Source organism: Campylobacter sp. RM9333, assembly GCF_020137705.1.
GTDB lineage: Bacteria > Campylobacterota > Campylobacteria > Campylobacterales > Campylobacteraceae > Campylobacter_E.
This window is the reverse complement of record NZ_JACGAY010000072.1, coordinates 1-252: the sequence shown is the minus strand read 5'-3', so window position 1 is coordinate 252 and position 252 is coordinate 1. Positions and strand designations below refer to the sequence as shown.

The following is a 252-nucleotide window of genomic DNA, read 5'->3' as shown; positions in this document are numbered from 1 at the left end:
AAACTTATTCTTCATAACAGCTTCAACAGCAATACTAGCCATTAAATCTACTTCATCTGATATTTTATTAGTATTATCAGCTACTACTACATTAGCGCGTGTTAGCTCATCTATACTACTTATTGCTTCATTTATTTGAGATATTGCTTGAGTTTGTTCTTTAATGCTTTCACTCATATCATTTATACCTTGAGTTAATACATTAACACTTGCTTCTATTTCTGTTAATGATTTTTGAGTGCTTTCAGCTAG

The 252-nt window shown here is 30.2% G+C and carries 1 pseudogene; it reads right to left on the bottom strand.

Annotated elements, in window-relative coordinates:
- Positions 1–252: pseudogene (locus AVBRAN9333_RS09495) on the bottom strand (methyl-accepting chemotaxis protein); the annotation flags it as partial.